General features: G+C 36.1%; 20 protein-coding genes. 1 reads left to right on the forward strand and 19 read right to left on the reverse strand.

Going from position 1 to position 25,301, the window contains the following annotated elements; genetic code table 11:
* Nucleotides 1-3: 3 nt before the first annotated feature.
* The 16 genes from mgtA to AC3WRL_RS15790 all read right to left on the reverse strand — a co-directional run bounded on the left by mgtA (nt 4) and on the right by AC3WRL_RS15790 (nt 18,357).
* Nucleotides 4-2,709, reverse strand: a complete 2,706-nt coding sequence (gene mgtA, locus AC3WRL_RS15715; protein WP_492330705.1) for a magnesium-translocating P-type ATPase — start codon at nt 2,707-2,709, stop codon at nt 4-6.
* Nucleotides 2,710-2,834: 125 nt separating this feature from the next.
* A complete protein-coding gene (locus tag AC3WRL_RS15720) occupies nt 2,835-3,533 on the reverse strand; it encodes an MgtC/SapB family protein (RefSeq protein WP_214824927.1) in 699 nt (232 codons plus the stop codon).
* Between the two features lie 99 nt (nt 3,534-3,632).
* The gene (locus AC3WRL_RS15725; RefSeq protein ID WP_492330706.1) at nt 3,633-5,000 is read right to left on the reverse strand and encodes a HAMP domain-containing sensor histidine kinase; all 1,368 of its coding nucleotides are present in this window, start codon (nt 4,998-5,000) and stop codon (nt 3,633-3,635) included.
* Complete coding sequence (locus tag AC3WRL_RS15730) at nt 5,000-5,680, reverse strand: response regulator transcription factor (RefSeq protein WP_214824931.1); 681 nt, start codon at nt 5,678-5,680, stop codon at nt 5,000-5,002. Before AC3WRL_RS15730 ends, AC3WRL_RS15725 begins: the two co-directional genes overlap by 1 nt.
* Before the next feature lie 43 nt (nt 5,681-5,723).
* Nucleotides 5,724-7,571, reverse strand: a complete 1,848-nt coding sequence (locus AC3WRL_RS15735) for a chloride channel protein (RefSeq protein WP_214824933.1) — start codon at nt 7,569-7,571, stop codon at nt 5,724-5,726.
* Between the two features lie 179 nt (nt 7,572-7,750).
* Entirely contained in the window at nt 7,751-8,458 is a 708-nt protein-coding gene (locus AC3WRL_RS15740; RefSeq protein WP_492330707.1) for a DUF421 domain-containing protein, read from the reverse strand.
* 48 nt (nt 8,459-8,506) lie between these two features.
* Nucleotides 8,507-9,427, reverse strand: coding sequence for a helix-turn-helix domain-containing protein (locus AC3WRL_RS15745; RefSeq protein WP_492330708.1), 921 nt, complete (start codon nt 9,425-9,427; stop codon nt 8,507-8,509).
* Between the two features lie 133 nt (nt 9,428-9,560).
* Nucleotides 9,561-10,400, reverse strand: a complete 840-nt coding sequence (locus AC3WRL_RS15750; RefSeq protein ID WP_492330709.1) for an SDR family oxidoreductase — start codon at nt 10,398-10,400, stop codon at nt 9,561-9,563.
* A gap of 107 nt (nt 10,401-10,507) precedes the next feature.
* Nucleotides 10,508-11,263, reverse strand: a complete 756-nt coding sequence (locus AC3WRL_RS15755; RefSeq protein WP_492330710.1) for an SDR family oxidoreductase — start codon at nt 11,261-11,263, stop codon at nt 10,508-10,510.
* Between the two features lie 158 nt (nt 11,264-11,421).
* Entirely contained in the window at nt 11,422-12,162 is a 741-nt protein-coding gene (locus AC3WRL_RS15760) for an SDR family oxidoreductase (protein ID WP_492330711.1), read from the reverse strand.
* 111 nt (nt 12,163-12,273) lie between these two features.
* Nucleotides 12,274-13,200, reverse strand: coding sequence for a helix-turn-helix domain-containing protein (locus AC3WRL_RS15765; RefSeq protein ID WP_492330712.1), 927 nt, complete (start codon nt 13,198-13,200; stop codon nt 12,274-12,276).
* Nucleotides 13,201-13,521: 321 nt separating this feature from the next.
* On the reverse strand, nt 13,522-14,805 hold the full coding sequence (gene bioA, locus AC3WRL_RS15770; protein ID WP_261512204.1) for an adenosylmethionine--8-amino-7-oxononanoate transaminase: 1,284 nt from the start codon (nt 14,803-14,805) through the stop codon (nt 13,522-13,524).
* Between the two features lie 143 nt (nt 14,806-14,948).
* Nucleotides 14,949-15,944, reverse strand: coding sequence for a biotin synthase BioB (gene bioB / locus AC3WRL_RS15775; protein ID WP_492330713.1), 996 nt, complete (start codon nt 15,942-15,944; stop codon nt 14,949-14,951).
* On the reverse strand, nt 15,937-16,545 hold the full coding sequence (gene bioD / locus AC3WRL_RS15780) for a dethiobiotin synthase (RefSeq protein ID WP_261512203.1): 609 nt from the start codon (nt 16,543-16,545) through the stop codon (nt 15,937-15,939). The genes bioB and bioD overlap by 8 nt, the downstream gene beginning before the upstream one ends.
* Before the next feature lie 79 nt (nt 16,546-16,624).
* Nucleotides 16,625-17,737, reverse strand: coding sequence for an aminotransferase class I/II-fold pyridoxal phosphate-dependent enzyme (locus tag AC3WRL_RS15785; protein WP_492330714.1), 1,113 nt, complete (start codon nt 17,735-17,737; stop codon nt 16,625-16,627).
* 2 nt (nt 17,738-17,739) lie between these two features.
* Nucleotides 17,740-18,357 (reverse strand): hypothetical protein, encoded by a 618-nt coding sequence (locus AC3WRL_RS15790; RefSeq protein WP_214824954.1) that lies wholly within the window; start codon nt 18,355-18,357, stop codon nt 17,740-17,742.
* A gap of 65 nt (nt 18,358-18,422) precedes the next feature.
* Between AC3WRL_RS15790 and AC3WRL_RS15795 the strand changes: the two genes are divergently transcribed.
* Nucleotides 18,423-19,910: an aminotransferase-like domain-containing protein gene (locus AC3WRL_RS15795; RefSeq protein ID WP_261512200.1), complete on the forward strand. Its 1,488-nt coding sequence runs from the start codon at nt 18,423-18,425 to the stop codon at nt 19,908-19,910.
* A gap of 325 nt (nt 19,911-20,235) precedes the next feature.
* On the opposite strand, the gene AC3WRL_RS15800 is transcribed toward AC3WRL_RS15795, so the two are convergent.
* From AC3WRL_RS15800 to AC3WRL_RS15810, 3 genes are read right to left on the reverse strand one after another with little or no spacing between them, the layout of a single operon-like run.
* The gene (locus tag AC3WRL_RS15800; protein WP_492330715.1) at nt 20,236-21,435 is read right to left on the reverse strand and encodes a PepSY-associated TM helix domain-containing protein; all 1,200 of its coding nucleotides are present in this window, start codon (nt 21,433-21,435) and stop codon (nt 20,236-20,238) included.
* 2 nt (nt 21,436-21,437) lie between these two features.
* A complete protein-coding gene (locus tag AC3WRL_RS15805) occupies nt 21,438-23,924 on the reverse strand; it encodes a TonB-dependent receptor (RefSeq protein ID WP_214824963.1) in 2,487 nt (828 codons plus the stop codon).
* Nucleotides 23,911-25,299 carry an AMP-binding protein gene (locus tag AC3WRL_RS15810; protein ID WP_492330716.1) on the reverse strand — a complete coding sequence of 463 codons (1,389 nt, stop codon included), beginning with the start codon at nt 25,297-25,299 and terminating at the stop codon, nt 23,911-23,913. Before AC3WRL_RS15810 ends, AC3WRL_RS15805 begins: the two co-directional genes overlap by 14 nt.
* Nucleotides 25,300-25,301: the final 2 nt, after the last annotated feature.

The following is a 25,301-nucleotide window of genomic DNA, read 5'->3' on the forward strand; positions in this document are numbered from 1 at the left end:
TGATTATAGCCAGGCATTGAATTTCTTGATGAACCATGTTTTTATCCATTGAGTAAGCAGACAATAACAAGTGAGTATCCCTAATAGCCAAGGGAAATAACTCAGCGGTAAAGGCTGCATTTTTAATGCGGTGGCAAAAGGAGAAAATGGCAAAAGAATTCCTACGATCATAATCAATGAGGTTAAAGCAACCACAGGTGCTGTAGCCCAGCTTTGTATGAAAGGTACTTTTCTCGTCCGGATCATATGGATGATCAGGGTTTGTGAGAGTAGCCCTTCAACAAACCATCCTGTCTGGAATAAGGTCTGATGTTCAGCTGTATTTGCTTTAAATACATAATACATAACCGCAAATGTTGCAAAATCGAAGATTGAACTTATTGGTCCGATGAAGAACATAAACTTAGCCACTCCGCCTGCATCCCACTTTTTAGGGGTTTCTAAAAACTCTTCATCCATTCGGTCCCAGGGAATAGAAATCTGTGAGATATCATATAATAAATTCTGGATCAGTAAATGAACCGGCAGCATTGGAAGAAATGGAAGAAATGCACTGGCTCCCAACATACTGAACATATTCCCGAAATTACTGCTTGCTGTCATTTTGATATACTTAATGATATTTCCAAAGGTTCTTCGCCCATAGATCACTCCTTTTCTTAGTACCATAAGGTCTTTTTCGAGAAGGATGATATCAGCACTTTCTTTCGCTACATCAACAGCAGTATCCACACTGATCCCTACATCGGATTCTTTGAGGGCTGCTGCATCATTAATTCCATCTCCCATAAAACCAACAGTATGTCCCTGGCTGCGTAAAACCTGTACTACCCTAACTTTTTGCAAAGGATTTAGTTTAGCAAATACAGAAACTGAATCCATTCTTTCTGCCAATATTTCATCTGATATTTCATCCAGATCTCTTCCGTTAATAATATGATGTACCGGAATCCCTACATCTTTACAGATCTTGCGGGTAACAATCTCATTATCTCCGGTGAGTACTTTTACACTAACGCCTAATTTTTGTAAAGCCTCAATTGCTGGTTTAGCAGATGGTTTAGCAGGATCCAGAAAACCAATAAAACCTGTTAGGATAAGATCTTTTTCACTTTCTAATGTGTACGTAAGCGGATGTGAAGCGTCAAATTCTCTGATGGCAACCAAAATCACACGTAGCCCTTCTTCATTCATTTTTTTTGAAGTTTTCAAGACGATCTTGCGCATCGCATCATCCATGGGAACAGCTTTATCATTTTCAATATGGATATTTCTGTTGTCTCCAGGGTCAAAAGTTTTGCTGCATAATTCCAGCATTTCTTCGACAGCTCCTTTACAGATAAGTAAATGATTCCCATTATTCATCTTCAGGATAACAGACATTCTGCGGCGTTGAAAATCAAATGGGATCTCGTCTATTTTAAAATATTGTTCTTCTACTTTAAGATAGTCATGAAGTTCAACATGTTCCAGAACGGCTTTGTCTAAAAGGTTTTTCAGTCCTGTCTGATGATAGCTGTTGAGATAAGCCCATTTCAACACTTCATCATCTTCTATTCCATGTACATTTAGGTGTTTTTCAAGAACGATCTTATCTAGCGTAAGGGTTCCTGTTTTATCAGTGCAAAGGATATCCATTGCCCCAATATTCTGAATGGAATTCAATCTTTTTACAATGACTTTACGCTTGCTCATGTTTACGGCACCTTTGGCAAGATTAGCAGTAACGATCATAGGCAGCATTTCGGGAGTTAATCCTACAGCAACAGCAATAGCAAACAATAATGCCTCAAGCCAGTTTCCTTTGGCAAGTCCATTGACTAAAAATATCACAGGAACCATAACCAGCATAAAGCGGATCAATAGAAAACTAACTTTATTAATTCCTTTATCGAAGCTGGTTTCAGGACGCTCTCCAGTGATGGATTTACTGATACTTCCAAAATAGGTATAGCTTCCGGTAACCACAATGACAGCAGTTGCAGAACCACTAACAACATTGGTTCCCATAAAGCAGAGATTGTTCAGTTCGATAACCTGTTTATTTTCAGCACTACGGATAGGAAGATGGTTTTTTTCTACGGGTAATGCTTCGCCAGTAAGCATACTTTCACTCACAAATAAATCTTTACTTACGACAATTCTACAGTCAGCCGGAATCATATCTCCTGCAGACAGATAAATGATATCCCCCGGAACGAGCTCGCTGATCGGTATTTCCTGTTTACCTTGAAATTTTCTAAGAACAGTAGCTGTCGTTTTGACCATACTTTTCAGTTTTTCGGCAGCATTGTTACTTCTGTATTCCTGGATGAAACGCAGCAAAGTACTGATCAGTATCATAATAGATACAACGATCACTGTTTTATAATCCCGTTCTTCTGCAGAAGGTAGCCATACATCAATGAGAAATGATACCGATGCAATAGCCATCAGGATATAAATAAATGGATTAGCAAAAGCTTTTAGCAGCTGTATATACCATTTTGGAGCTTTCTGGTGCTGAATTTCATTATGCCCAAATCTGGCTTTACGTTCATCCGCCGTTATTTTTGTTATGCCTTCCTCACTGGTTTCCAGCATAGCGAATACGAATTTATCATCCTGGCTGGATGCATTCTGCAGCTTGGTAATAGTTCCTACATTCATTCCGTCAGAATTAATCACGGAATGAAATGGATTTTTAATTTTTTCTTTTAGCTTTAACATGATTCCTCATTTTGTTTATGAGTTAAAGGAATAGAATACCCTGCTTCATAGAAGCTGATGTTTGTTGTAATGAATATTGATAAGATTGCCTGAGATGGCAGTATTTCCTGAAGGGTAAAAAGAGATTATAATTCCGATTGGGTTCCTATAATCTCCCAACTGACCTTATGTACTTTTTCTTCAATAGTAAGGCGGCTTGCCGTTCGTTCGATAAGACTGTCCTGGGGTGTTGCTGTTACGATGACCGCGGTGATGATGACATTATTGTCAGTATCGTCGCTCGATAAGGATTTAAGCAATAGTTTTTCATCGTTACCCAGCATTTGCATTAGCAATACCCGGATATGATTTTCTACTTCTGCCGTACATTTTATGGTAAAGAGATAATCGGTTTGTACATTGCCGGATTTCACGAAGCTTAATCTGTTGAGCTGAATCCCTATCGGGCGGAGAATAATGTGAGTAAACATAACGGTAACGGTAACTACTGCGGCTTCCATTTGTAAACCCATGCCGCTTAAGGCACCTACTGCAGCAGAACACCATATCGTTGCAGCAGTATTAAGTCCCTGTACATTGAGTCCGTCTTTCATGATAACTCCGGCACCGAGGAAGCCTATACCGCTCACAATATATGAAGCAATTCTTCCGGTAGCATCGCCACCTATTTTTATAGAAAGAAGAATGAAGGCTGTTGCGCCAAGGGAGACTAAAGTATTGGTACGTAAACCCGCACTTTTTTGACGCCAATGTCTTTCGATACCAATGGCGGAACCTAATAACATTCCGCTTAAAAGTCTTATTGTAAATTCCAGTATTCCCATGAGTCCTCTTCTTTTATTTGCTGGCACAAAGGTCTGTACTATCTGCCTTAGACCCGGTTAGAGAATCTGTAGAAAAAAATTAGAATTTTATTAGAGAAATTATAAATGGGGTAATTCCACAGTAAAAGTAGTTCCTGTGTTTTTTTGTGAAGATACATTGATCGTACCTTTATGAAGATCAACAATCTTTTTGGTAAGCGGAAGCCCTATCCCATTACCATCTGCAAATTCTTTATTTTCCCCTCTGTGAAATGGCGCGAAAATAAAGTTCATGTCTTTTTCTGAAATACCTATTCCAAGGTCAGAAAATGCCAGAATCACCTTATCATCACTGAATATAATGGAGACCGTACTTTTATGATCATCAGAAAATTTACAGCCGTTTTCAAGAAGGTTGACAAATGCTACTTTTAAGAGGTATTCATTACCATTAACTGAAATTTGATTTTCATCATCAATATCAGTTTTAAAATTAAGATCAATTTTATAATTATGGTTATAATTTTGAACCTGTTGGCGGGCATCCAGTAATATCTCATCGATCCTTACAGACTTGAATGAAATTTCGGTAGGATCATAGCTTGCTTTGGCAAAATCTAATAAGCTATTGGATAAGCGAACCAGTCTTTTAGAATCATCCAATACGTTATTGATTACCATTTTGTATTCAGCAGTAGTTCGGTCCTTATAAATAGAAAGTTCCAGCTCGGTAATAATCGCCGCAAGTGGTGTTCTTAATTCGTGGGAAATATTGGATACAAAGTTTTTCTGAGCATCAAAAGAACTTTCCAAACGATCCAGCATATCGTTGAATGTATTGGCAAGTTGGGACAGTTCATCTTTATTTCCGGTGGTTTCTAAACGCAGATCAAGATTGGTCGCTGAAATGTTTCTTGCTTTTTCTGTCATTTCATTGACAGGCTGAAATGCTTTTCTGGAAAATATTCTTCCAGCCAGAAAGATGATAATGATTGAGAATATAAATACAATGACGATTGTTTTTAGTAAATTATTAACCTTACTGTATCCATATTGGTCATAGGCAGCAGCGGTAACAAGGTATTTTTGCCCCTGATGCTGATATACCACTCCAATTACCTGCCAGCTATTCTGATAGAAGCTTATGGAGCCTTTAGAATTGATCTCATTAAGCATTTTTGGAGTTTCTTTTACGAAATCAATATCTACTGCATCATGATACAAAAGTTGATGATCAGTATTATAAATGGCTACCTCTACTTCATTTAATGTTTTACGGTTGTTATGATAGATCTCCTGCAAAGTTCGTTTATCTACCTTTGCCTTGAGAAACAAATTTGCTTTTGTAAAGGCCTCTTTATTTAAAAGTGCATAAAACTCAGTTTCACGACTTTTGCTTGCAGAGAAGTAGATTACAAATGCAAATATCAATAAAATAGTTGCTGTAATAATGGTGAATAATATGGTAAGCCGGGTTTTGATTTGCATTACTCTAATTTAAGGATAAATCCCATACCAGATTTGGTATGGATGAGCTTCTGATCAAAATCTTTATCAATTTTCTTTCGTAAATAATTAATATACACGTCTATGAAGTTGGTTCCGGTATCAAAATGGGTGTCCCATACCTTTTCAGCAATCTCTACACGAGATAAAACCCTGTCTGGATTTTGCAGCATATACTCCAGTAATTTGAATTCTTTGGGAGTAAGATTAATATCTTTAGTATTTCTTTTGACCATTTTGGTATGGAGATTCATTTCAAGATCAGCATATCGCAAAATAAAGCCCAGGTTTTTGGATGATTTATTATTTCTTTTTAATAAAACCCTGATGCGTGCCAATAATTCCCTCATCTCAAAGGGTTTTACCAGATAATCATCTGCACCAGCATCAAAACCTTCCACCTTGTCGTCTGTTGTTCCCAAAGCAGTAAGCATAATGATCGCTAAATCCGGTTTGATCTGACGTATTTCCCTGCAAAGATCAATACCATCCATCTTTGGAAGAACGATATCTGTAATGACCAGAGCATAATCATTTTGTAATGCTAATTTTTTTCCTGAAAGCCCATCATAAGCCAACGTTACCATAAAACCCTGTTCTTCCAAACCTCTTTGCGTAAGTTGGGCTACTCTTTGGTCATCTTCTATGATTAGGATGTTCATAAGTACAAATGTATCAAATATTGTTTCGGTAAATGAAAAAGTTTTAGTCGGAGTATTCTTTTAGTAATTCTCTGTAACTCATTAAAACGGTAGATTTTGAAATAAATCCTATAAATCGATTATGTACATCTACAACAGGTAAATTCCACACTCCTGTTTCATCGAAAACCTGAATGATCTTTAAAGGCTCATCTTCAGGATGAATAACAGCGGGTGGTGCTTTCATGATCTGTTGGATTGTAAATGATACATCTTTGTCCCGGTTAAAAAGAAGTGGACGTATATCATCTAAGGTTAAGATTCCTTTGAGCATTTTTTCATCGTCTACTATTGCGAATATATTCTTTTTCCCATTTTTAATTAATTCATACAGATCATTAATGGGTGCATCATAATTAACGATCTGAGAATCTATATCAATCAAATCTTTTGTACGGAGAGAAGACATCAGGTTTTTATCATGTTCATGCGTAAATATTTTTCCCTCATCAGCCATGTTTTTTAATTCCGGAGATATTGGTGAAAACCATTTTGCCATTAGATATGACATCACAGAAACGATCATTAACGGAATAAATAGATCATATCCGAAACTGGATTCAGCGATAAGGAAAATAGCAGTAAGAGGTGCATACAATACTCCACTCATTGCTCCAGCCATTCCGACAAGAACAAGATTGGTAACAGGTACATCTTCAAAACCAATTTGTTGACAGATCATGGCAAAAAGAAAACCTACTGTACCCCCGGCAAATAACGACGGAGCAAAGTTACCTCCGTTCCCACCACTGAAAATAGTGATAGAAGTAGCAAAAGCTTTTAAGAGGCAGATAAGAACAAGAAATAAAATAACAGTCCAGTTTCCTATCTCAAAATATCTGAAAAGACTATTTTCTATGATCGAGTGTGCATTTCCATTGGTGAAGTCTTTTACAGTTTCATAGCCTTCTCCAAATAATGGCGGAAATAATACGCAGAGTAAAGACAGTGCAGCTCCTCCGATCATAGCTTTACGGATACGGGAAACTTTAAGCGCTTTAATAAAATGCTCGACCTTTTGGGAAATAACCACAAAATACCGCGCATATAAACCGGTTACTATTCCAAGTATTAAATAATATGGAACATTATGATAATTAAATGATTCTCTGGTATGAAATCTGAAAAGGATGTCTTCCTGAAGTAATATCCTTGACAAAAGGCTTCCACATACTGCAGCAACCACTAATGGAATAAAGTCTGAAAAAACAACTCCTGTCAGCAGTATTTCAAATGCAAACATCACCCCTGCTATCGGAGCATTAAATGCGGATGCAATACCCGCCGTAGCTCCCGCAGCTAAGAGTAAAGTTCTTTCTTTGTATCCTAACCGGTAGGTCTGAGCATAATTAGATCCAATAGCGGCACCGGTAACAGCAATTGGACTTTCCAATCCGGCAGATCCCCCAAGTCCAACTGTGATTGCACTCTGAACTATCTGTGAATACATTTTTACAGAAGAAACAATACTGGAATTTTGAGCAATTTCATAAAGAATGGCTCCGATCCCTTTTCTGTCTTGCCCTTTAAATAAGGTAAGTACAATACTCGTTGTCAGTACAATCCCTAAAAAAGGAAAAACAATATAGAAAAGGATCTGATATTCAAAATGAACTTTGTTGACAATGAAATAGTGGATGGTATGGACTAAAGTTTTTAGAATCACGCCTGCCAGTCCGGCAGTACATCCTACTAAAATACCCGAAAGAATAAGAAATTGGCTACGGCTTAACCTGCTACTTAACCAATGAAGAATAAGCTCATAACTGCGAACTTTTTCGAGACCATATTTTTGAAAGTCTCTTTTAAATTTAAGAAAACTAAGGTATTTTCTTTTATTGTGAATCTTCACGGGTGGCTATTGGGTATTTGACTGTTTTTTATAAGTATTCTTCCATTACTTTATACAGAAAGACCATATAAAGATAGAACTAATGTTAAAAAAAGGATTAATAATTAGTGACTTTTTTACGCCGATTTTAAATAGACGTACATAAGAATAACAAATATATGGAAAAAAGCAGGGATTTTTTATGTGATTCTTTTTTTATTGCTTGCCAATACCCATTCATCTTTTTTACAAACAGAACAATTTCCAGCCTTTCCTGGGTGTTTTACTTCTGTATGACCACAAAAAGTACAGGAATAATGACCTTCTGTATCAATATATTTGATTGTTTGTTCCAGGGAATCGGGCATGATCGGAAGCCCATATTTTACATTGATATCTTCAAAATAAAATACACTGATCTCTCCGGAAATTTCTTCTATAGCCATTTCAATCTGTCCAAGTTGGGAGATTCCTTTTAATCTTAATTCAGCAAAAAATTCATCACTGCCCAGGTTTTCTTTTTTGAAATTATCAATTGAAAATTGACCGTTCTGGACCAGACATATAGATTTCCCTTCGATGATCTGTTCAATCTTTTTATACTTCCCTATTAAGAAAGTGACAATGCTGTAAAGCAGAATAATAACTATAAAAACAATAATGGAAGATATAATTCCAACATCTTTATTGAACATAGGGTCACCGGCTGCAGAACCCAAACCAATTATAACAACAAGTTCGAAGATAGAAAGCTGCTTCACTCCTCTTTTACCTAAAATCCGAAGTCCAATAATGATTGTTAAAAACATAATGGCTGTACGCAGAATGATTTCCAGGATAAATGACCATTCTTCGTGTCCCATTAATAATTCTTTCCAGTTAAGCTCTAAGAGAAATATGGATAACATAGAAATTAATTTAGAAGGAATATCCAAAAAATGAGCCACACCCGATATCTAATTCAAAGACTGCCTGTATTGTAGCGGAGACTGTTTTGTTTTTGCTTTAAATAATTTATTGAAAGACTGCGGATGCTCGAAACCTAATTCATAAGCAATCTCAGAAATACTGCGATCAGTTGAAGTTAATTTTTCTTTAGCCTTGTCAATGAGCTTTAAATGAATGTGTTGCTGAGTATTTAAACCTGTGTTATTTCTTAATAAATCTCCAAGATAGTTTGAAGAGAGATTCAGTTTATCTGAGAAATATTTCACACTTGGCAAACCTTTATTTAAAGATATTTCATCATTGAAATAATCTGATAAAAGATCTTCAAATTTTTCGATAATGGTATGATTTACAGGCTTCCTTGTAATAAATTGACGTTTATAAAACCTATTGCTGTAATTAAGAAGTACCTCCAGATAGGAAACGATAAGATCCTGACTTACCTCATCAATTGATGAATCCAGCTCTTGCTTTACATCATCAAAAATACTGATGATTTTTAATTTTTCACGCTCCGACAAATGAAGGGCTTCATTAATGTGATAAGAGAAAAATCCATATTTGGCAATGGTCTTTCCCAATGGATAAGACAGTAGGAAATCTGGATGGAAAAAGATACTCATGCCTTTGCACAAGTCGTTTCCATCGACCACTGATAATGCCTGATTGGGAGCAACAAAAATTAATCCTCCTTCATCAAAATCATAATGTCCCTGTCCATATTTTAATTTCCCTTTAAGGTTACTTTTATAAGATAACATATAAAAATTTGTAACCAATTGTTGCACTTCTGATTCTGAAGAAACTTTGTCATGATCAAACAAAACAATTAAAGGGTGTAATGGTTGTGGAATACCAAAAGCCTTGGTCAATTCTGAAATGGAATCAAAGTAAGTCAGATTGCTCTTTTTTATAGACTGATCAATCATTTTGATAGCGTTTTAATTATAATAAGAAAATGTAATTTTAATCTCATTCCCATTGCAGACTCTACCTACAAAAGTAGGGAAATAAGCTAAAAAGTCTGCAATATGTTTATTGCAGACTTTTATGAGTCTTATATTAATTTTTAAACCCATTAGGCATAAATATTTTTCTAAGATAATCTACATATTCCTGATCCGGTTTGCTGTTGCGGATCTCAAATAATGGTTCGATATCGGGACCTGCAGTATAACGGAGCTGATTGGTGTCATCTGTAATTGCTGTATAGATCACTTTGGCTACATCATTTGATGAGAATAAATTATCACCTCCTTCAAATGATTTAAAAAATGATGCCATTTCTTCAGAGAAATCTTTATAATCTTCCAATGTAGGATCGAATGCAAATTCTTCATTGGCTCTTTCATAAAAGGAGGTAGCAATATATCCGGGTTCTACAATTTTAACTTTAATATTTTGAGAATTAAGTTCAAATGCCAATGATTCTGAAAACCCCTCAATAGCAAATTTTGAAGCACTATAAATAGAAAGTAACGGTGTTGTTACCCTACCTGCTCCTGAGGTAATATTTAGAACGGTACCCGAATTATGGGCTCTGAAATGAGGTAAAATAGCTCTGGTAACATTCATAACTCCAAAAACATTAACATCAAATTGAGCTTTGATCTTTTCTTGAGTTACGGCCTCAAAAATCCCCTGTTGCCCATATCCCGCATTGTTGATGACAGCATCAATTTTTCCAAATTGATCGATTCCTTGCTGGATCGCACTATGAATGGAATCTTCCTCTGTTACTTCAAGCTCAGTAACCAGTATGTTTTCATATAGATTCAGTTCCTTTTCTTTTTCAGGATTTCGCATAGTGGCAATAACATTCCAGTTATTATTTGCAAAATAGTGTGCAGTAGCTTTTCCAATACCTGATGATGCTCCGGTGATTAATACGGTTTTATTCATTTTTTTGTTTTTAAGTACACTGCAAATTTCTATACTTTCACAAAGTCTGAATAAACCGAAATGAGCGAAAAACAAGCCGAAACGGGGCTCTGAAAAAAGTTTGAAAACTACTGAGTAGCTCCTCCGTTTACTAATAAATGCTGCCCATTGACAAATGAGGACATCTCACTGGCAAAGAATTCTGCAGCATTGGCTACATCTTCTACTTCAGCCAGTCTACCCATTGGACAGCTGTCTATTAACGATTTTCTTAATTCAGGATAACTGTTTTTTTCAGCAAAAATACCGGAGTGGTCTACTGCAAAAGGGATAATAGAATTAACGGTTACGCCACGGGGTCCAATTTCTTTCGAAAGAACATCCACCATATATCTTGGTGTTGTTTTACTTCCGCCATACACTGCCATCCCGGGAACAGGAAAAGCTGTCGTACTGGAAGCAATATAAATAATACGGCCATTATTCTCTACACTTTTAGCTGCCTGTTGCATGGTAAAATAAGCTCCTTTTGTATTGATACTGAATAAACGGTCAAACTGCTCTTCAGTAAATTCTGTTACAGGAGTTTCTACCATTTCTATTCCTGCATTAGCAACAACAATATCTATTTTTCCAAAAGCTTTTTTAGCTTCATTGAAAAGTTTTTCTATTTCAGCTACTTTGCTTACGTCTGCCTGTACTGCAATTACGCCTACATTCATCGCTTTAATATTGGAAACCACTTCATCTGCTGATGATTTGTCTTTAGAATAATTGATAACGATATTTGCTCCTAAAGCGGCATATCGTTCTGCGATAGCTTTTCCCAATCCTCGGGCAGAGCCCGTTATTAAGGCTGTTTTGCCGTGTAAATTATTGTTCATTTTTTTATTTTTATATTAATTAGTAGAGAGAATAAAGAATAAAGAATTGAAAGCAGAGGGTTAAAAGCAAGAGATAGTAATTGAAAAATCAGAAGTTAAATATTAATAGATTAGTTAAACCCGGATTCCGAAACTCTTAACTTTCATCTCTTAATTATTTAAGCCATTCCTCCGTTTACTCCAATATTTTGAGCATTGATCCATTTGGCTTCATCACTAGCGAGAAATACAACTACACTTGCGATATCATCGGTTTCTGCAATTCTTCCAAAAGGATTTAATGAAGCAAGTCTGTCGATCACTTCCTGTGGTTTTCCATTAAGAAAAAGTGCTGTCGCTGTAGGTCCGGGAGATACTGAATTAACATTAATTCCCCTGTTTCCGACCTCTCTTGAGAAAACTCTTGTGAGCTGTTCTACCGCAGATTTTGTTGCTACATATGTTGCATATCCTGGTAACATCAATCGGTTAACAGATGTTGAAAAATTGATGATACTTCCGTTGTCTGCTAATTTAGTCGCCGCTTCACGAAGGGTATTGAAGACCCCTTTTACATTGATACTAAATTGGCGGTCAAATTCTTCATCTGTAGTTTCGAGAATGGTTTTAGTGATCATCACTCCTGCATTGTTTACCAATACATCTATTTTACCATAATGAGCGATAGCCTGATCAAAAAGTGATTTTACGTCTTCCGTCTTACTTACATCTGCCTGTATTGCAATGGCATCACCATTATTTTCTTTGATATAACTGACTACAGCTTCAGCTTCCGTTTTACTTCCTGCGTAGTTTACAATTACTTTCGCATTGGCTTCTGCTAGTTTTTTGGCAACTTCAGCTCCTATTCCTTTTGAAGCTCCTGTTACTAATACTACTTTTCCTGATAAATTGTTCATGTCTTTTTTGATGTTTTAATTTTACATGACAAAGGTAGATTGAGAACAAGTGGTATTTGTTGCAAATAATAAAGCACTATTTGCAAATTTCAAATGTGTTGGAAAGTATTATTACCTTACTTTCAGTTCTTTTCGATATTGAACTGGTGTAGTATGGGTATGTTTCTTAAAGTAATTGCTGAAGTGGGCTGTTTCAGAAAACCCAAGTTTATATGTGATTTCCTTAATGGATATGCTAGAGTTTTTTAATAAAGATTTAGCTTCAGAAATTGTCTTTTCAGCAATCCATGTAGCAATAGGTTTTCCTGTTTTGGTTTTAATAACAGAACTTAGATAGTTAGGATGTAGATTTTGTGCGTTGGCATAATCCTGGACTCTGAAGACTGTTTCTACCTGATCTAAGCTTAAGTCCCGATAATGTTTTTCTAAAAGCTGTTTGAAGGATTTTACAATCTGTGAACTTCTGTTACCTTCATAAATAGGATCGTAATCCTGCCAGAAATATTCTTTTATCCTATAAAATAAAACAGCAAGTAAATGACCGATAATTTTATACTTCTCTGAAGAATTGGTCATATATTCAGAGTGAATCTGAAGATAGATATGCTCTGCTTTTTCATAGAATTCATCTGTAACGGTTTTAGGTTTGATCTTTTCAGTCAATAAAAAAGGAAAATAATCGAAGATTTCTTTGCTGATATACTTTTTCAGAAAGGTTTCATCAAAGGTGATCAGGTAGATCTCTTCAATTTTATCCCATCCAAAAGTCCTGTAGTTGCTGGGGTTTGTAAAATATACAGAATGAGGTTTTACTTCAAATGTATATTCATCGATCGTATAATGTCCGGAACCATCTTTTATAAACAGAAAGGAAAAAAAGTTCGGACGGTAGGAAGTTGATTGATAAGGAAGTTTAAAACCAATATCTTTTAAATTAAAAACAGAAAATCCCTCCGTGGCATCAATCAGGTTTACCGTCAGGTTTAAATGAGTATATAATTCAAGTAATGAATTGGATTCAAAATTAAGATCTTCCATAGTCAATCGTTTAAAATTATTGAATTCTGTAGAAAGCAAAATTATGAATATTGTTACAAAGAAAAGGGTAATTGATCAACAGTTATCACGTATTTTGCAGATTAAGCAGGTTTTTAAATTAGATTTCGCCTTGCTTAAGTGTAATAATAGATTGATTTCAATTCTGTGATTTTAGATAAGATCTGCGCCATCTGCAGATCTACAGGAAATAAAAAATAAAGATAAGTTTAAAAATATACTCTCGCAGATCGGGCAGATTGAGCAGATTTGGATTTTGTGTTTTTTAATCTGTTGAGTTTATGCCAGCAGCGAGAGTATGGACTATTTCTGTTTTAGAAATAGGTTAAGGACTTCTACGATATTTGTATAGATGAAATCCAGCTCTTCAGAAGTGATACAATATGGAGGAACCAGGTACATTACATTTCCAAGCGGGCGCATAATAATTCCTCTTGATAAAAACTCATCATACACCTTCTTTCCTATTTCATTAAAATAAGAAGTCTCATGATCTGTACTCAATTCCCAGGCTAAAATGGTTCCAGTCTGACGTACATTTTTAACAAGATGGTGCTGACTAAGGATTTTTGTAAAATCAGTATGTTGTTTACTTATTCTCTGTATCGCAAATTGCGTATTTTCCTGTAATAAAAGTTCCATACTGGCTAATGCTGCAGTACATGCCAGAGGATTGGCCGTAAATGAATGACCATGAAATAGCGTTTTATATTTGTCATCAGATAAAAACGCACTAAAGATCTCACCTGAACAAGTGGTTATACCCATTGGCATGGTACCGCCTGTTAATCCTTTTGAAAAACACATAATATCAGGTTTTTCGGAAAGATGGTTTGCCGCAAACAGCTTTCCGGTTCTTCCGAATCCTGTAAAAACTTCATCCTGAATCATAATAATTTCTTTTGCCCTGCAAAACTTCATCAATTCACTCAGGTCTTCCGGAGAATGCATAAGCATTCCTGCTGCTCCCTGTATTAAAGGTTCATAGATAAAACATGCCACTTCATCAGCGATATGTTCAATCTGATCTTTTAATGCTTCGAGATTTTCAGAATTAGGAGTTTCAATAAAGATAACTTCAAACAACATGTCTCCAAAAGGCTGCGTCCATACACTTCTTCCACTTACAGACATGGCACCGAAAGTATCCCCATGATAAGCATCTTTAAAAGCCAGTATTTTCGTTTTTGCTTTTTCTTGATTATAAGCATATTGGATACACATTTTTAATGCTACTTCTACAGCCGTTGATCCATTATCCGAGTAGAAAACTTTCCCTTGATTTTCAGGAAGCAGGTTTAGTAAATTTTCCGAAAGCTGTATAGCCGGTTCATGAGTAAAACCTGCAAAAATAACCTGCTCTAAGGTATTCAGCTGGTTAAATACACGTTGAGCAATATATGGATTGGAGTGTCCGTGTAAGGTAACCCACCATGAAGAAACTGCATCAATATATTTTTTTCCTTCATTATCATAAAGGTATACTCCTTTTCCCCTGATGATAGGAATAGCATCATCAGCCGTTTTCATCTGAGTATACGGATGCCAGTTGACAGCCCGGTCTCTTTTTTTTAATTCGTTGTCCATTTAAAATGTATTTATGTACTGATGTAAAATGTATTTATGAAAAATTGGAGATATTAGAAGTTAGATTAATTAAACCCTAATGCTCTCAAACCCCGAACTTCGAATCTCGGAATTCTCAACTTTCCACTTTCAATTTTCAACTATTATAAACTGTTCATCCAAACTTCTTCTGCTCTTTTCTTTGGTTTCAGCCCCAGATTATTCAGCATCTGCATATCTTCAGATACGCCTGGATTTGGTGTTATTAGTAACGTTTCTCTTTCTCCTGTAAAAATTGAGTTGGCTCCGGCCATAAAACACCATGCCTGTTCAGATTCTGTCATTTCGATTCGGCCGGCACTTAAACGAACCATTGATGAAGGCATGACAATTCTTGCGGTAGCGATCATTCTTACCATTTCCCAGGTATCTACTTTTGGATTGTTTTCAAGAGGCGTTCCAGGTACTCTCGCTAAAGCGTTAATTGGAACTGATTCCGGGTGTCTGGGCATTGTTGCCAATGTCAATAACATGGAAATACGATCACCATTGGTTTCTCCAAGACCTATAATTCCTCCGGAACATACTGTAATTCCTGCGTTTCTAACGTTATTGATCGTGTTAATTCTATTGTCAAATGTTCGGGTAGAAATGATTTCTTCGTAATATTGTTCGGATGTATCCAGATTATGATTGTAAGCATATAATCCAGCTTCCTGAAGTCTTATCGCCTGTTCTTCTGTGAGCATTCCTAGTGTACAACATACCTCTAATCCCAATTCGTTCACCCCTTTTACCATATCAATAACCCGGTCAAAATCACGGTTATTACGAACTTCACGCCATGCGGCAGCCATACAGAATCTTGAAGAGCCTGAGTCTTTTGCTTTCTGGGCATGTTCAATTACTTTTTCTGTAGGCAATAAAGCCTGTACTTTGATATTGGTATGATAACGTGCTGCCTGTCCACAGTAGGAACAGTCTTCCACACAACCTCCTGTTTTAATAGATAATAAAGTAGATATCTGTATTTCTTCCGGATTATGCCATTCGCGATGTACAGTAGCCGCCTTGTAAATAAGCTCCATTAAAGGCTGATTAAATATCTCTTCTATTTCCTGTTTGGTCCAGTCATTTCTAAGTTCTGTTTTTTTATCCATTTTGTAAATTGTTTGCGATTAATTCTATTTTTTCCTTTGTAATAAAATCTACATCCGGAACTCTGATTATTTTTGTTTTTTTATTCGTGTAATTGAGTATTATTCTTTCAGTATCAGGAGGAAATTCTCCGTTTAGGATTAAGTATTCGAGCAATAATCCTTTTTCTTTCAATGCCATTATTGATAATAAAGTATGGTTGATACATCCCAGATAATTTCTGACGACCAAGACCACTGGAAGTCTTAACTTTTCGATGAGATCAATCATTAATTCATTATCTGAGACGGGAACCATCAATCCCCCAGCTCCTTCTACAATAAGAGAATTTGATGTTTCCGGTAATTGAAAATCATCAACCCGAATTTGTATTCCTTCCTCCGCAGCAGATTGATGGGGTGATGCGGCCAATTGTAAACGATAGGTTTCAGGATGACAGACTACCCCGCTTCCTACCCAATCTTTGATTTTCATACTGTCCGTGTTATGAAGGTCTCCCGATTGTATTGGTTTCCAATAATCTGCTTTAAAATGTTGAGTTAAAATAGCGGAACAAACGGTTTTTCCTATTTCGGTTCCTATTCCGGTGATAAATAATTTCATGTTTCAATATTTTCGTAAATGTGAAATGATAAAAGTCCAGAATTGACCATCTGTTTTATTGTTTCACGATTTTACTTTCTTATATAAATTCTTTAAGTGTTCTGACAAGCTCTATAATTTCTTCTTCGGTATTAAAGCTGTGCAGACAAACACGTAACCTTTCTGTACCTTCTTTTACAGTAGGACTATAGATAGGGTATGTAAGCATTCCTTTTTCAGATAAATTATTTTGTAAGATTTTTAATTTTTGATTATCCCGGATTATAACTGCCTGTATAGGACTGTTTTCTGAAGAAGGAGTTTTAATAGCCTGTGCCCTGAAAATATTTATGTTATACTGGAGCTTTAGTGATAATTCAGGATGCATCTGAAGAAAATCATACCCAATTTTTATGGACATCCACTGTATATCCTGAGCAGAAGTAGTATAGATAAAAGGAGAAGCAAAATTGATAAGATAGGTTTTGACCAGTTCATTGGTCAGTATTGCTGCACCGTGAGCACCAAGTGCTTTACCATAGGTAATTACGGTAGCCAAGACATAATCCTGTAATTGATGTTCTGTAACCATTCCATATCCTAAAACTCCAAAAGCATGAGCTTCATCAACCAATAAACCTGCAGAATATTTTTCAGCGAGTTGAACAATTTCCTGAAGTGGAGCAAAATCTCCTTCCATCGAATACAAGCTTTCTATTGCGATATAACATGTGCCATCAGTTCGTTGAAGTTTATTTTCTAAACTATCAAGATCATTATGTTTGAATTTTGTTTTTTTTGCATGAGACATCATACAAGCATCGTGTACTGACCGATGAATCTGGTCATCAATGATAATCGTATCCTGCCTTCCGGGCAGTGTTGAAAATAACGCCAGATTAGCATTATATCCGGAGGGGAAAAGCAATGCTGAGTCATATTGATGTTGTGCGGCAATAAATTCTTCAGTTTCTGCAGCTGTTATGCTATTGCCACTAATCAGCCTTGATCCTGTACTTCCAGATAATAATGCTGGATTGTCCTGAACTTTTTCAAGCAATAATTGTTGAAGCTCCTTATTTCTGGCTAAACCTAAATAGTCATTAGAATAAAAATCAACTCCTTCAGTTCTATTCTTTAAAGACCTGAAGATTCCCTGTTCCTTTCTCTTATCTAATGCCTGTTGCCATTGAACAAACTGACCTGCTGACATTTCTAATTAAGCTGTATTACTTCTTTAGCAATAGAATTAATCCATTGATCGTGTAATTCATGTTCTATTTTCAGGATATTTTCAGCATGAGCCTGCCAGTCTTCTGAAAATTCATTCAGCTGATTGATCATTTCTTCAAGATGCCCTTCTTCTTCCAGAATAATAGATTTTACCATAATTTTAGAAGATTCTTTAGTAAGGATATCCTGATATACGGGATATAATTCGTCGGCGCGTACCTCTATCGCGTAGGTCACAAAAAGGTAAGCAGCATATTTAAGCTCTTCTTTATTTAGCGTAAATGCTTTCTGTAAATATTTACAGGCTTTAATATCCAAAGAATGAAGATACTGTCGTGTAGCTAATGAAGCCAATAGCTCTTCTTTTTCATAAGTTTTACAATAATCAGGATTCAGTTTTCCAATCTGCTTTTTCAGGTAATAAGCATGGCGGTGCTCCTCTGCAGCATGTTTTAGCTGGATCTGACTAACCTGTGTGGGATGTTCGCAGCTGGAGATTTTTCTGGCCCCTGCATTCTCCATAAAAGATAATGTGTTCAGCCATTTGGCGTGAATCTCATTATTCTTTACAATGCTTTCTAATAGATTGTAAAATTCCATGTATTTTTATTTTGGATCAAATGTAGTATATTGCCGGATGGTTGAATGGTGCCAGTTTTAATATTATGGATAGTCCGGTTGAAATTCCGTATCAAAGTTTTGTAAAAATCAGCAGAACCTCAGATACTTCAATTTATATGCAGATTGCAAATCAGCTCATTAATGCAATTCAGAGAGGTTTTCTTCCTTTTGGAACTAAGCTTCCTGGAACCAGAGCTTTAAGTCAGACCCTTGAGGTTCACAGAAATACGATTGTAGCGGTCTATGATGAATTATTTTCCCAGGGTTGGGTAGAAAGTATTCCAAATAAAGGGACTTTTATTATCGGGAAAAATCATGATGAACCTTTACCTTTTAAAGAATTCGGAAAAAATGATCTGGAACATTATCCTAAAATAACCGGTTTTTCTTTTAAAACATCCAATATTCTGGACAATCCATTTGAACATTCTGCCTGTGAATATCTTTTTAATGATGGGGTGCCGGATATCAGACTGACACAGATTGATCAGCATTCTAAGATATACAGTGCTATTTTGAAGCGAAAAGCACATCATAAAATGCTTGGCCATTACAACCATGACGGGAGTGAATTTTTTAAAAAGAATCTTTCCAGATATCTGAATCTTTCGCGGGGCTTGCCTATTTCAAAAAATAACCTGCTCATTACAAGAAGTACGGAGATGAGTATTTATATTGTTTCAGAAGTTTTGCTGTCACAGGGAGATACTGTATTGGTAGGTGCTTTGAGTTATTTTTCCGTTAATATGATCTTTCAGAAAGCAGGTGTAAATATTGTTTCAATACCGATTGATGAAGAAGGTATTATGGTAGAAAATGTACGGGAAGCCTGCAAAAAACAAAAGATACGCATGCTGTATCTTACACCCCATCACCACTATCCTACCACAGTAACATTGAGTGCACAGAGAAGGCTGGAATTGTTGAACTTAGCGAATGAATTTGGATTTATTATCCTAGAAGATGATTACGATTATGATTTCCATTATGATAAAAGTCCTATCCTTCCATTAGCCAGTGCAGATACGAACGGAATGGTGGTCTATATCGGTTCATTTGGGAAATCATTGGCACCGGGATTTCGAACCGGGTTTATTGTAGCACCAGAAAATCTGATGGCAGAACTGCGGAAATATTTAGGAATTATAGACCGGCAGGGAGATATTCTGATGGAACAGGTTTTGGGAGAAATGATTGCCGAAGGCGAAATTCATCGTTATCTTAAAAAATCAGTTAAAACTTATCAGGAAAGACGAGATCAATTTGCTCTTTTACTGGAAGAATATTTAGGAGAATTCATAAAGTTTCAAAAACCATCAGGTGGTTTGGCAATCTGGACAGAATGGAATATTTCGATGAACCTGATGCAGCTAAGCCGAAATTGTGCTCAGAACAATCTTTTTATCCCTAAAACTTTATTATATCAGAGTAAAGATCTTACTGCAATGAGATTGGGTTTCGGTAATCTGGATTTTGAAGAAATGAAACAAAGTATAAAGATATTGTCTGAAAATGTGAGAAAGCTTATTTAAACGTGGAATTCTTTGTATTTAAATAATCTCTCACTGTTCCTTGTATTTTAATTGATCTGCGTAATCTGTAAAATCTGCGAGAGAAAAAACTATTAATTTTTAACGCAAAGATTTATAATTGATACTTTTGAATTTAAGAAGGCAAAGATGAATCAACAAGTTGATTGAAGAAGCGAAAATGCAAAGTTTTAAATAAGTATATCTCACAGATCCGGCAGATGTTTGTGTTTTATAAATCTGCATAATTAGAGAAATCTGCGGGAAAGAAAAATAAAGATTAAGAAGAAAAGCGCAAATCTAATTTTGCGCTTTCCTGGTTCTTATTTTATTTTGAAAAAGAATATCTTCTCTTATGAATCTTTGTGTGATTTCTTTTTTGAGGTTTCTTCTTTTTTCTATTTAAATAAATGATGAATCCTGTGATAGGAAGTGAAGCGGCAATCATTCCCGCAAAGAGAAATAAAAATCTGCCAACAGTTCCGAAAATACTTCCGGTGTGCAGATCATAGTTTCTTTCTCTTAATGCAGTTCCATAGCCTATATTCTTGTCTTTATAAGATTGATGTTTTAAAATTTCTCCGGAATATTGATCAAAATTGAATTGCTCATTCTGGTATTGTTTATTACCGTAAGTCACTTCAGCATAATAGGTTCCCTCCTCTTTCTTAGGAAAGGTGATAAGTGCTGATTCTTTACCGGCTAAAGTTTTTTCTACTTCACTTCCAACAATATTTAAAATGTCCTTTTGATTTGAAAAATCTCCAGATGGTATTTTACTTTTAGCTTTTTGTTCAGTATGGGTTTTTCCATTCAGTGTTTTCTTTACCCATTTATCAATATCTTCAAAATTCCATATTACTGCGGCATATGAAATAAGAAGCAGAGGAATAACAGCATAGAAACCGAGAACATTGTGACTGTCGTAATTAATTCTTTTCCAATTGGCAGATGTTTTAATAGAAAACATACCTTTTAAAGCATTCTTATTCATCTTTCGGGGATACCAGATCACCAGTCCTGAAAAGAGCATAATCACTAAAATAAGTGTTGAATATCCTGTAATGGTCTTCCCTATTTTCTCTCCAAGTAAAAGTCTTCGATGAAGGTCCATGACGATCTCAAAAAAATCTGTTTTTGCATTTTCAACTTCTAGAACTTTTCCGGTGTAAGGGTCAATATAAACCCTGTAATAATGAACATAAGTACCCCAATAAGTCAAGGCTTCATTATTCATTTTTAAAGAACGGAATGCATAACTTCGGGATGGGTCTGAAGATATTTCTACCCTGCTGACTTTTAGGCTGTCTGGCAATGCTTGCTCTGCTTTTAATTTAAGCTCAGAAAACTGTAGTTTTTCCTTCTTTATATTTTTTACGAAATACTTTTCCGGATAGAATGTCTGTTTTAATTCTTTTTCAAAAGCGAGAATACAACCTGTGACTGCCATTATTACAACTATAAGCCCGGACGTTAGTCCGAGCCATAGATGTATTTGATATGTAATTTTTCTAAATCTGGGATTCATTGTTAAAACTTAAGACTTACCTCTGCAACAAAGTTACGAGGCATTTGAGCTACTACAACGCCCTGTCCTGAAAAATACTGTGCATTTCCTAAATTATTCATTTTAAATCCTAATCTGTACTTCTCTTTTTCAAGAGATATAGAAGCGTTGACCAAAGTATAGGCCGGGAATATAAATTGTCCTGTAGCTGCATTATCGACAGTGATCTGTTGACCAACACGGTTAACTCCAAAACCTACGCCTAGCCCTTGAAGTCCGTTGATTGGAAGTATATAGCTGATCCATGAATTGAATATATTAGCTGGGCCTGCAGTTGATGGACGGCGACCTTCTGTAGCAGCAGCTGATCTTACAAATTTACTGTCATTATAGGTATATCCTGCCATAATATTGAGACCTTGAATCGGATTCAGGATAGTTTCAATTTCAATCCCTTTACTTTTCTGCTCTCCATCTTGTGTTGTGATTCTATAATCGGTTCCATCACGATTCACTACAATTTCCTGAGGCATATTGTCAACAAGAATATCATAATACCCAACTGTGAAATTCACTTTATTTCTCCACAAATTTCCTTTTACTCCTACTTCCCATTGTTTAGCCATTTGTGGCTTCAAAACACCACTGTAATCAGGTAATGGCTGTGTAACTGGGGCTGTATAGCTGAAACCGTTCATATAGTTGGCATAAGCAGATAAACGATCTTTAAAGACCTGATACAATAAGCCTACTTTAGGAGACCAGGCATTCTGATTAAAGTCTCCCGTACGGGTATTATTGTTTAGGTTAAGTTGTCCTTTACTTTCATAATGATCAAAACGTAAACTAAGCAAAGTAATCAAACGGTCTGTAATATAAACCGCATCTGAAACATATGCCCCATAAACATTAGACATTGCCGTATTTCTGATCATCGGTGATTTGTTAAGTTTGATAGCAGCATCAGTAAATTCTTGTATTTTTTTAAGTGCCAGATCTTTAGATATACCTCCATATGTCCCCGTTATTGTTACTGGCGGTGACCCTGGCGTTTGCACTTGTACTGGCGCTGTAAGATTTTTACCATCAATTTGATCAAATACAACAATTGGAGAATTATTATTGTTTAAAGACTGATTCAAGTAGTCTAACCCAACAAGTACTTTATTTTTGATGTTACCAATTTTAAATTCTCCATTAAAGTTCTGTTGAATGCTGGTAGATGCCCCTTCAGAATTCTGCCACTGTACATTTCGTTCCAATAGGTTATCAGTATTTCCTCTCATGAACTGATACTGGTATAATCCTTCTGTTTTTCTGTAGTTTCTTGAGATCAAAGTCTGAGAACTCCAGTTATCAGAAATTTTATAATTCACCTCAGCTTTTACATTGATTGATGGAGCTTTTAAGGTCATATCATTGTTTGAATAAGACTTTTTCCAGTCAAACCCAAGTTCATCTGGAGTCCTCGAGGTAAATTGTCTGTTTCTCGGCAAAAAGATGATCGGCGTGTTAGTTCCTTCATAGGTGTAAATTTGTGCACCCAGATTGAACTTTAATCTGTCATTTACCTGGTAGCTGAATGTTGGAGCTACAAACATTGACTTTCTGAACTCAGAATCTCTGAATCCATTTTGATACTGATAAGCAGCATTCAAACGGAAAAGTGTTTTTCTGGAGTCAGTAATAGGGCCATAAACATCCGCTGTAACACGGTTAAGGTTATAGCTTCCTAAAAGATAAGAAACCTCACCTCCGAAATAATCTTTCGGTTTTTTTGTTACTACGTTGATCAATCCTCCAAAAGAGGTAACCGCACCACCATACAATGTTCCGGAAGGTCCTTTAATGACATCGATACGCTCAATATCAGCAGGATCAATTTCCGAGTTAGTTGTTGCTGGAACACCATCTACCATAGAAACCCTTGTAGGGAATCCTCTTAAATTATAATAGAAACTACCATCTCCTGCTCTTCCCGGGCTGCCCTGCATTTTTACAATACCCGGAACATTTTTTAAAGCATCCGATACATCATAAACAAGCTGTTCTTTCAGGATCTGCTGATTGATACTGGTGTACATCTGTGGATTTTCCAAATTCTTCAATGGCATTTTTGAAATTGAGGTACTGTCTTTATCCAGAAATTTATTTCTGCTAAAAGCATACACCGTAATTCCTTCAATAACATTGTTTTCTACTGCGGTGTAGATCACCGGGATTTCGTAGACATCTTTCTCAATACGGATGGGTTCACGAGTCAGTTCAATATCATTTAAAACCACCTGAAGCGTATAGTCTCCAGCGGGTACATTTTCAAAATAGTATTCTCCTAAATTATTGGTTTTCGCCTGATATGGCGTATTTACTAATCTTAAAAGTGCATTTTTTACAGGCGCTTTATCAGACAGCATGATCTTGCCGTTTACGCGTTCACTCTGCTGTGCAGAGACAATAAGAGGAAAGCTGACAAGAAGTAAAAGTAATATAAGGGTTCTAAATGTTTTCATGCTGTAAGTTTTGTAACAGTGGATAGTTTATTTTGCCGTTTTGTGATAATGGGAATGATTCTATGTGTTCGGTGCGTACGTACTGCGGATTGATACGAAGTTTATTCTTAATGGTATCCGTAATGATCTGAGGATCGATCTCATTGTTGTCATAAAGAACAATGATCTTTTTGTCGTTAGAATTCAGACATACAAACGTATTTCCTTCCAGTTCATTTTTAAGGATAAATTCAACCTCATCCAGGTTAAGACGAATTCCGAAAAGCTTCATGATCCTTTTTATCCTTCCTGTAATATAATAAAGTCCATTCTTTCCTCTTTTTGCTGTATCTCCTGTACGAAGAACTGAAGGTTGTTCATAAGAAGAAAGGTCTTCGAGTTTGTTGGCATAACCGCCACAAATACTTGGGTGAAGAAATAGAAGTTCATCCGTTTCTTCATCGATCTGAAAACTTCCACCTTGTACTGGAATACCAATAGAAGTTTCCTCTTCAAGAAGGCCTTCTGTTGTAAGATAGGCCATTCTTCCACCTGCTTCAGTCTGTCCGTATTGGGCGTAGAATTCTTTTCCAAACTCCTGGCAATAATTGAAAATGGTCTTTCTCAATTCACCATTGATCACTCCTCCCGTATGGGTCATGTATCTCAGGCTGCTGCTGTCTTTTCTAAAGAATCCTATTCTGTTAAGATTTTCATATAGATAAGGAACACCACCCAATGTACTGTATCCATATTCTTCCATTTCATCCCAGAATGCTTTCTGCATGATATCTTTATCTGTACATACTATTTTCGCAGCACGCATACAGTTGGTGGTAAAAATAGAAAATCCGTACACGAAATTAATCGGTACGTTTAATGGGACAACATCAGTTTCGAGAATGGGCATATACTGAAGGATGCTCAATGCGTTCTGATAAAGATTTTCATCAGAAAGCTTAACCAGTTTAGGAACTCCTGTTGTTCCTGAGGTACTCAAGAGGATCTTGATGTCAGGATGAATTGCAACTTCGGGTTTATAATCTTCTTTAACAAAGATCTTTACCGTTTCTGAGAATTCCTTTAAAACATATCCCTCAATCTCTTCCCTTGATGGGTCAAAGATGTATTTCGGACGATACTCTGTTTCCAGACGGTCTTTGAAATCTGTATGCAGTTTTTGTCCTAAGACTGCAATAGCATGTGCTGTACCATAAAAATTGAGAAGAACCTCAATACTTGACAGCTGATTGTCATTGTATAAAAAGACCAATCCTTTTTCTACAGGATTTAAACCCAATGACCGGTATAGTGTTCCTATCGGGACACTTTTGCCGCTGGAAGCCTCCGTGAAAGAGAGGCTTCTATTGGCAATTACATTTTCTAAAATTTTCATAT

This window comes from Chryseobacterium sp. FW101-FHT12H09 (genome assembly GCF_058790395.1).

Bases quoted from the DNA above. Each gene is read 5' to 3' on its own strand.
- mgtA (WP_492330705.1), bottom strand. From the start codon at position 2,709: ATGTTAAAGCTAAAAGAAAAAATTAAAAATCCATTTCATTCCGTGATT.
- AC3WRL_RS15720 (WP_214824927.1), bottom strand. From the start codon at position 3,533: ATGGGAATACTGGAATTTACAATAAGACTTTTAAGCGGAATGTTATTA.
- AC3WRL_RS15725 (WP_492330706.1), bottom strand. From the start codon at position 5,000: ATGCAAATCAAAACCCGGCTTACCATATTATTCACCATTATTACAGCA.
- AC3WRL_RS15730 (WP_214824931.1), bottom strand. From the start codon at position 5,680: ATGAACATCCTAATCATAGAAGATGACCAAAGAGTAGCCCAACTTACG.
- AC3WRL_RS15740 (WP_492330707.1), bottom strand. From the start codon at position 8,458: ATGTTATCCATATTTCTCTTAGAGCTTAACTGGAAAGAATTATTAATG.
- AC3WRL_RS15745 (WP_492330708.1), bottom strand. From the start codon at position 9,427: ATGATTGATCAGTCTATAAAAAAGAGCAATCTGACTTACTTTGATTCC.
- AC3WRL_RS15750 (WP_492330709.1), bottom strand. From the start codon at position 10,400: ATGAATAAAACCGTATTAATCACCGGAGCATCATCAGGTATTGGAAAA.
- AC3WRL_RS15755 (WP_492330710.1), bottom strand. From the start codon at position 11,263: ATGAACAATAATTTACACGGCAAAACAGCCTTAATAACGGGCTCTGCC.
- AC3WRL_RS15760 (WP_492330711.1), bottom strand. From the start codon at position 12,162: ATGAACAATTTATCAGGAAAAGTAGTATTAGTAACAGGAGCTTCAAAA.
- AC3WRL_RS15765 (WP_492330712.1), bottom strand. From the start codon at position 13,200: ATGGAAGATCTTAATTTTGAATCCAATTCATTACTTGAATTATATACT.
- bioA (WP_261512204.1), bottom strand. From the start codon at position 14,805: ATGGACAACGAATTAAAAAAAAGAGACCGGGCTGTCAACTGGCATCCG.
- bioB (WP_492330713.1), bottom strand. From the start codon at position 15,944: ATGGATAAAAAAACAGAACTTAGAAATGACTGGACCAAACAGGAAATA.
- bioD (WP_261512203.1), bottom strand. From the start codon at position 16,545: ATGAAATTATTTATCACCGGAATAGGAACCGAAATAGGAAAAACCGTT.
- AC3WRL_RS15785 (WP_492330714.1), bottom strand. From the start codon at position 17,737: ATGTCAGCAGGTCAGTTTGTTCAATGGCAACAGGCATTAGATAAGAGA.
- AC3WRL_RS15790 (WP_214824954.1), bottom strand. From the start codon at position 18,357: ATGGAATTTTACAATCTATTAGAAAGCATTGTAAAGAATAATGAGATT.
- AC3WRL_RS15795 (WP_261512200.1), top strand. From the start codon at position 18,423: ATGGATAGTCCGGTTGAAATTCCGTATCAAAGTTTTGTAAAAATCAGC.
- AC3WRL_RS15800 (WP_492330715.1), bottom strand. From the start codon at position 21,435: ATGAATCCCAGATTTAGAAAAATTACATATCAAATACATCTATGGCTC.
- AC3WRL_RS15805 (WP_214824963.1), bottom strand. From the start codon at position 23,924: ATGAAAACATTTAGAACCCTTATATTACTTTTACTTCTTGTCAGCTTT.
- AC3WRL_RS15810 (WP_492330716.1), bottom strand. From the start codon at position 25,299: ATGAAAATTTTAGAAAATGTAATTGCCAATAGAAGCCTCTCTTTCACG.